The 7,617-nt window shown below is 73.3% G+C and carries 5 protein-coding genes; 2 read left to right on the top strand and 3 right to left on the bottom strand.

Translation table 11 applies throughout. The annotated features are described in order from the left end of the window. The first annotated feature begins 57 nt into the window (after nt 1-57). Nucleotides 58-1,026 carry an NAD-dependent epimerase/dehydratase family protein gene (locus tag ACOV8S_RS15195; protein WP_448318358.1) on the top strand — a complete coding sequence of 323 codons (969 nt, stop codon included), beginning with the start codon at nt 58-60 and terminating at the stop codon, nt 1,024-1,026. A 119-nt stretch (nt 1,027-1,145) separates the two neighbouring features. Continuing rightward, a complete protein-coding gene (moeZ, locus tag ACOV8S_RS15190) occupies nt 1,146-2,324 on the top strand; it encodes an adenylyltransferase/sulfurtransferase MoeZ (RefSeq protein ID WP_448318357.1) in 1,179 nt (392 codons plus the stop codon). A gap of 176 nt (nt 2,325-2,500) precedes the next feature. Here the strand turns inward: moeZ and ACOV8S_RS15185 are convergent, their stop codons facing one another. From ACOV8S_RS15185 to ACOV8S_RS15175, 3 genes are all read right to left on the bottom strand, one after another. Next, on the bottom strand, nt 2,501-2,875 hold the full coding sequence (locus ACOV8S_RS15185; protein ID WP_448318356.1) for a hypothetical protein: 375 nt from the start codon (nt 2,873-2,875) through the stop codon (nt 2,501-2,503). A gap of 26 nt (nt 2,876-2,901) precedes the next feature. Then, entirely contained in the window at nt 2,902-4,443 is a 1,542-nt protein-coding gene (locus ACOV8S_RS15180; protein ID WP_448318355.1) for an alpha/beta hydrolase, read from the bottom strand. Between the two features lie 477 nt (nt 4,444-4,920). Further along, nucleotides 4,921-7,569, bottom strand: a complete 2,649-nt coding sequence (locus ACOV8S_RS15175) for a lysylphosphatidylglycerol synthase transmembrane domain-containing protein (protein ID WP_448318870.1) — start codon at nt 7,567-7,569, stop codon at nt 4,921-4,923. Nucleotides 7,570-7,617: the final 48 nt, after the last annotated feature.

The raw sequence follows: 7,617 nt of genomic DNA, 5'->3' as shown, positions 1-7,617 counted from the left end.
CAGCAGCACTTCCCCCTCCCCACCCCTGAAGACCGCCTTGAAGGAGAACAAGCAGCCATGAGGGTTCTGCTGATCGGAGCCAACGGATATCTCGGCCGTTTCGTCGCCGACCGCCTGCTCGCCGATCCCGCCGTCCAGCTGACCGCGCTGGGCCGGGGCGACGACGCCGACGTCCGGTTCGACCTGGCGGCCGGCAGCCCCGGCGCGCTCACCCGGTTCCTGGACGCCGTCCACCCGCAGGTCGTCGTCAACTGCGCGGGCGCCACCCGGGGCGGGGCGCGGGAGCTGACCCGGCACAACACGGTGGCCGTGGCCACCGTCTGCGAGGGACTGCGGCGCAGCGGCTGCGGCGCCCGCCTGGTGCACCTTGGCTGCGGCGCCGAGTACGGGCCCAGCCAGCCCGGGTCCTCCACGGCCGAGGACTCCGTGCCGCGTCCCGGCGGCCCGTACGGGGTGAGCAAGCTGGCCGCCACCGAGCTGGTGCTCAACTCCGGCCTGGACGCGGTGGTGTTGCGGGTGTTCTCCCCGGCGGGCCCCGGCACCCCGGCCGGCTCCCCGCTGGGCCGGCTCGCCGAGGCGCTGCGCCGGGCCATGCAGTCGGGCGACGGCGAGCTCAAACTCGGCGGGCTGGGCGTGCAGCGGGACTTCGTGGACGTGCGGGACGTGGCACGTGCGGTGCACGCGGCGGCGCTCTCCGCCGCTCAGGGCGTCATCAACATCGGTTCCGGCAGGGCCGTCCGGCTGCGGGACGCCGCCGCGGTGCTGGCCCGGGTCGCCGGATACGGCGGCGCGCTGCACGAGTTGGACGGACCGCCCGGGGTCATGGTGCGCGGGCTGATCGGCCACCAGCGCACCGACTCCGAGCACCACGCCCCCACCATGCCGGTCCACCCCTACCCCGACGGCTGCGGCAGCTGGCAGCAGGCCGACGTGCGGACCGCCCGGGACCGGCTGGGCTGGCGTCCGCGGATCGGTCTGGAGGAGTCGCTGGCCGACATCTGGATGGAGGCCGCCTGCCGCATCTGACCCGCCCGGCTGCTGGGACGCCCACGTCTCGCAGGGCGGAACGGTTGTCTTGGAATGAAGAAGGGCGTGGCAGTGTTACCGGAAGAACAACCGTACCTATACCGACCAACGGAGTCCCCGTGTCGTTGCCACCCCTGGTCGAGCCGGCCGACGAGCTGACTGTGGACGAGGTCCGCAGGTACTCCCGCCACCTGATCATCCCGGACGTCGGGATGGACGGGCAGAAGCGGCTGAAGAACGCGAAGGTCCTGTGTGTGGGCGCCGGCGGTCTGGGCTCCCCGGCGCTGATGTACCTGGCCGCGGCGGGCGTCGGCACGCTCGGCATCGTGGAGTTCGACGAGGTGGACGAGTCGAACCTGCAGCGGCAGATCATCCACAGTCAGGCGGACATCGGCCGCTCCAAGGCGGAGTCCGCCAAGGACAGCGTCCTCGGCATCAACCCGTACGTGAACGTCGTCCTTCACGAAGAGCGGCTCGAGGCCGAGAACGTGATGGAGATCTTCAGCCAGTACGACCTGATCGTCGACGGCACGGACAACTTCGCCACGCGTTACCTGGTGAACGACGCCTGCGTGCTGCTGAACAAGCCGTACGTCTGGGGCTCGATCTACCGCTTCGACGGCCAGGCATCGGTCTTCTGGTCGGAGCACGGTCCCTGCTACCGCTGCCTCTACCCGGAGCCCCCGCCGCCGGGCATGGTCCCCTCCTGCGCCGAGGGCGGCGTGCTGGGCGTGCTGTGCGCGTCGATCGGCTCCATCCAGGTCAACGAGGCCATCAAGCTCCTCGCGGGCATCGGCGAGCCGCTGGTCGGCCGCCTGATGATCTACGACGCCCTGGAGATGCAGTACCGCCAGGTCAAGATCCGCAAGGACCCCAACTGCGCGGTCTGCGGCGAGAACCCGACGGTCACCGAGCTCATCGACTACGAGGCCTTCTGCGGCGTCGTCTCGGAGGAGGCCCAGCAGGCCGCCGCCGGCGCGACGATCACTCCCAAGCAGCTCAAGGAGTGGATCGACGACGGCGAGGACATCGACATCATCGACGTCCGCGAGCAGAACGAGTACGAGATCGTCTCCATCCCGGGCGCGCGGCTGATCCCGAAGAACGAGTTCCTCATGGGCAGCGCCCTCGAGGGCCTGCCGCAGGACAAGAAGATCGTCCTGCACTGCAAGACGGGTGTCCGCAGTGCGGAAGTCCTCGCGGTGCTCAAGTCCGCGGGCTTCTCCGACGCGGTCCACGTCGGCGGCGGCGTCATCGGCTGGGTCAACCAGATCGAGCCGCACAAGCCGGTGTACTGACCTGTTCTTCCGCCGACCGACCGGCGGACCTGACGAAGCCCATGGCTCCGACCACCTCGGACGCCGTGGGCTTCTGTCGTTTCCGGTCGGCGCCGCTGGTCGTGTCCCGCGAGCAACGTCCCTCCGTGGTGGCCGGCGTGGATCCCCGCCTGAGGGACCGCGACCGCTCGGACCGCTCAGGCGTCGTCCGTCGGGGTCGACGGGTCCGGGCGGGGCAGGGTCGCGGACAGGGGGAGGTCTTCGCGGCGGGCGGCGAGGCGTCGGGCGCGGAGCTGGGACCGGGTGCGAGGGCGGAAGCGGGGTTCACGGCCGCAGCCGCAGGGCCGGTGGCCGTCGTACCGCAGGCCCGCGCCCAGGACCGCCGCCACCACCGACCAGCCGCGGACGTCCCGGCGCCGTGGCGGCGCGAAGTCGTGCCCCGCGCACAGCAGGGGCCACCCGCAGTTCGGGCAGCGGTGCTCACCGGCCGGGGCGGCGGGCCGCTTGAAGTCGACCCGGCAGGACACGCAGGCGTAGTGCAGCTTGTAGCCCTTCACGGCGTAGAGGCACATGCAGGGACGGTACCGCCGACGGCCCGTCAGCCGCAGACGGTTCCGGAGCGGGGGACCTTGCCCTCCAGGAGGTAGCCGTTCACCGCGTCCTGGACGCACGCGTCACCGCTGTCGTAGGCGCCGTGCCCCTCGCCGCGGTAGGTGATCTCGATGCCCACGCCGGCACCCAGCGCCCGGGCCATCTGCCGGGCGCCCTCATACGGGGTCGCCGGGTCGCCGGTGTTGCCGATGACGAGGATCGGCGGCGCCCCCGGGGCGCTGACGTCCGGACGGTCGGCGGCTCCCTCCACCGCCCAGTCGGTGCAGCTCAGCATCGACCAGGCCATGAAGTCGCCGAACACGGGCGACGCCTCCCGGAACCGCGGGAGCGCCCGCTGCACATCGGCGACCGTGTAACGGGGCCGGTCGTCGGAGCAGTTGATCGCCGTGTTGGCGGCCACCAGGTTGCTGTACTCGCCGCTCTCGCTGCGCCCGTTCATCGCGTCGGACAGCGCCATCAGCGTCCGGCCGTCACCGTCGTACGCCTCGTCCAGCGCCTGCGTGAGGTACGGCCAGAAGTCCTTCGAGTACAGGGCCTGGGCGATGCCGCCGGTGGCCGCCGTCTCGGTCAGCCGACGCGGGAAGATGCCCGGCAGCGAACGCTCCTCCAGCTGGTCGAGGAGCTGGGTGATGCGCTTCTTGACGTCCTCGGCGTCGGTGCCGATCGGACACTCCTCCTCCGGCTTGGCGGCGCAGTCCTCGGCGAAGTTGTCCAGCGCCCGCTGGAAGCCCCGGGCCTGGGCCAGCGACCCCTGTTCCGGGTCCTCCGTCGGGTCGACCACGGCGTCGAAGACGGCCCGGCCGACCGTCCTGGGGAACAGGTGCGCGTAGACGCCGCCCAGCTCGGTGCCGTACGAGATGCCGAAGTAGTACAGCTTCTCGTCGCCGAGGAGTTCGCGCAGCAGGTTCATGTCGCGCGCGGCGTCGGTGGTGCGCACGTGGGGGAGGACCTCGCCGGAGTTGTCCTCGCAGGCCTCGTTGAAGCTGCGCAGACCGTCCTCGTACTCGCGGCGCTCCTCGGCGTCGTCGGGGGTGCCGTCCCTCTGGAACAGGGCGTCCATCCGGCTCGCGCTCTCGCACTCCACGGGTTCGCTGCGGCCGACCCCGCGCGGGTCGAAGCTGACCAGGTCGTACCGGGTGCGGAGCGTGTCGTACTCCTTGCCGAAGGCTGGCAGGGTGGTGACGCCGGAGCCGCCCGGGCCGCCGAAGTTGAAGATCAGGGAGCCGATGCGGTCGTCCGCCGGACCGGAGGCGCGGACCCGGATCAGTTCGATGCCGATCGTCTCGCCCTCAGGCTCGGACCAGTCCAGCGGCGCCCGCATGGTGGCGCACTGCCAGGTGCCGCCGCGGGGGAGCGGCGAGGGTGAGGCGCCGCCGCCCTGGGCGTCGGACGGAGCCGGGCAGTCCTCCCATTCGAGTGACTGCTCCCGGACGTCGCCGTCCTCGCCGCCGCAGGCAGCGAGGGCTCCGGCGGCCAGGACGGCCGAGGTCAGCAGGGCTGCGGTGCGGGTCCGGGCGGCGTAGGGCATGCCGCCATGTTCCTGCGCCCCGCCGGGCGCCGCGCGGGCGCGGGACCCGTCCGGGTTAACCGGCCGCCGCACCCGCGGGCCGGGGGCCGCCTGCGACACCCCCTTCAACCGGGGCCGCCGTGCCCACGCCCCACACTTCGGCCGGGGCCCTGGTGTCCGGCCCGTCGGCGGGGGTCGCCTATGCCGCACTCGTAGGCCAGGCCGCCCTCGTCCCACCCTTCGCCCGGGGCCCTGGTGTCCCGCCCGTCGGCGGGAGCCGCCTGTGCAGCACCCGCAGGCCGGGGCCGCCAGCGCCGCACCCACCGCCCGGGGCCGCCGCGCCGCACTCACCGCCCGAGGCCGCCCGCGTCGCACCCCCCCGCCCAGGGTCACGGCGTCCCAGCTGTCGAGCGGGCCGGTACACCCCGTCCGTCGACCGGCCCACCGGTCGGGTCCGTCGGCGGACGACCAGGTCCGCCGCGTCGGCCGGGGCTCGCCTCAGAGCGCCTCGCGGCGGGTGAGGTGGCTGAAGCAGAGCCAGCCGGGGAGCACCGGCAGCCACAGGGTGAACAGGCGGTAGAGGATCACGGCGGGGACCGCGACCTCGCGGGGCAGGCCGACCGCCACCAGGCCCAGGGTCAGCGTGGCCTCGACCGCGCCGATGCCGCCCGGTGTCGGCGCCGCCGAGCCGAGCGCGTTGCCGGCCAGGAAGACCACCGCGACGCTCGCCAGGCTCACGCCGGTCGACCCGTCGCCGAACGCGCGGACCGAGGCGTCCAGGCACAGGACGAAGCAGGTGGTCAGCAGGAGCATGCCGCCGATGCCGGTCGCCAGCTTCTGCGGCCGCTGCAGCACGTCCAGCATGCGCGGCACCACGCCCGCGAAGAGCGAGCGCACCCGCGTCGCCACGAACTTCCGCAGCAGGGGCACCGAGGTCACCACCAGCACCAGCACGGCGACCGTGAGCAGCCCGGCGATCACCGTGCGGGACGGCGACAGGGACGGCGTCTTCTCGATGCCGGTGAGGTAGCCGAAGACCAGCAGCAGCATGATGTGCGAGCCCAGGCCGAACAGCTGGGAGGCGCCCACACTGGCCACCGCCAGTCCGGGCCGGATGCCGGCCTTCTGCAGGAACCGCGTGTTCAAAGCCACGCCGCCGATCGCCGCCGGGGCGACGATCTTCACGAAGGAGCCCGCCACCTGGGCCGAGACCGTGCGCCCGAAGGGCACCCGCTCCGGCACGAAGCCCAGCAGGGACATCGCCGCCGCGACATAGCTGAGCGCGGCGAACAACGCCGCCGCGGCCACCCAGCCCCAGTGCGCCGAGGCGATCGAGTCGAACGGGACGTGGGCCAGCTGGGACAGCAGGTAGTAGGCGCCGATCGCGCCCGCGATGAAGGTGATCAGGGTGCGCGGACGGATCCGCTCCAGCCGGGCGGGCTCCACCGGGGCCTGCGGCCGGATGCGCAGCACCTGGTGGCGGATCTGGGTGAGCAGGTCCTCCTCGCGCGCCTCCTCCAGGGCCTCGTCGACGGCACGCTTCTCGGCGCGCTGCTCGGCCTTGAGGGCCTTGCGGTCGGAGACCGCGCCGGTCGACGCCGTCACGGCGCCCGGCGCGCCCGCCGGCGCTCCGGTCGCGGCCGACGTGGCCGCGGTGGCGCCCGCGCCGGACTCGCGTTCGGCGGCGCGCAGCGCACGCGCCTTGTCGGCGGCCTCCAGCACCGCCTCCCGCTCCCGCTGGGCGCGCTCCCGGCCCAGCCGGCGCAGGGTGGCGCGAGTCGTGCGGGTCAGCGCGATGGGCTGAAGCAGCGGCAGGCAGTCGGCGACCGTGTCGGGACCCAGGACGTCCACCGCGGCGGCCACCGCCCGCTCCGCACCGGCCCGCAGGCCGAGCGTGGTGAGCAGCTGGGCGACGTCCATGCGCAGCAGCAGGTCGCCGGCGGCGATCTCACCGCCGCGGAGGTCGGAGAGGATCACCGCGCCGGAACGATCCACCAGAATGGCGTCGCCGGCCAGCCTGCGGTGCGCGATGCGCCGCGACTGCAGCGCCTTCACCTGCCGCCAGGTGTCCCGCATCAGCTCGTCGGTGATCTCCTCGTCCGCCAGCTGGTCCAGCGGACGGCCTCCGGTGTGCTCGTACACGAGCATCACGGCGTCCGGGCCGAGCTCGGCGGTGGCGATCAGCTTGGCGGCGTTGGCCCCGGCGGCGATGGCCGCGTAGGCCAGCAGGGCCTCCTGCTCCAGCGCCTGGCGCAGCGACTGCAGGCTCCGCCGGGTGGCCGAGCCGCGCAGTGTCAGGTTGCGCCAGGCCCGGTAGTAGAAGGCCTGCGCCTGCTGCTCCCGGTCGACCACGGTGACGTCGAGGGGGCGGCCGTCCTCCAGGGTGACGAAGTAGCGGCGGCCCCGGTCGCTCTCGTGGCCCTCGCCCTCCGTCTCCTGCCGGGCCGAGGCCGGGTGGAAGCCGACATGCCGCAGGCCCGCCATCAGGGTGCGGCCGGTGGGCCGGACGTTGGGCGAGCCGACGGCGTACAGCGTGCCGTAGGCGACGCTCCAGCCGATGAGAATGGTCAGGAGGATGGAGAAGGGGGTGGTGTAGCCACTGACCAGCATGGAGAAGGCGTCCAGCGCCAGGACCACCCACAGGACGGTGCGCCAGCGAGGTCTTCGGGAGAGCCCCACGGCGGTCATGAAGGCGATCACCGGCGCGAGGTAACCGTGCACCGGGTCGGTGAGCGCGGCGGTCGCGCCGCTGCCGCCCGGGGCCAGCTGGGTGAGGGCGTCCTGGATGGCCTGGGGGGCGGACCGCGCCACCCACAGGTCGGTGGCGAGGGTCACCCCGTGCGCGAGGACGGCGGCCAGCACGCCGTCGGCGATCCGCAGGGCGTCCCGCTTGAACAGCCGCTCCACCGCGAAGGCGACCGGCACCAGCAGGATCGCGATGCTGGACGCCAGGCCGGCCACCTTGATCAGGAGGTCGGGCGCGGCGGTGGTGCCCTCGTTGATGTCCTGCTCGAGGCCGGAGGTCGCGCCCTCGGCGAAGGCGGCGACGGCCAGCAGCACGGCGACGGCGAGGAGGCCGACCAGCAGCCGCATCAGATCGGAGGGGCGGTGCACGCGGGCGGGGAGGAGGGGCTCGTCGCCCTGCACCTCGTCGCCGTTGTCGGGGGCGACGGTGGCGCCGGCGGGCTCCGGGGG

It is taken from the genome of Streptomyces sp. CO7, from assembly GCF_053474865.1.
The sequence above is the reverse complement of the archived record's forward strand: the minus strand, read 5'-3'. Positions and strand labels throughout refer to the sequence as shown.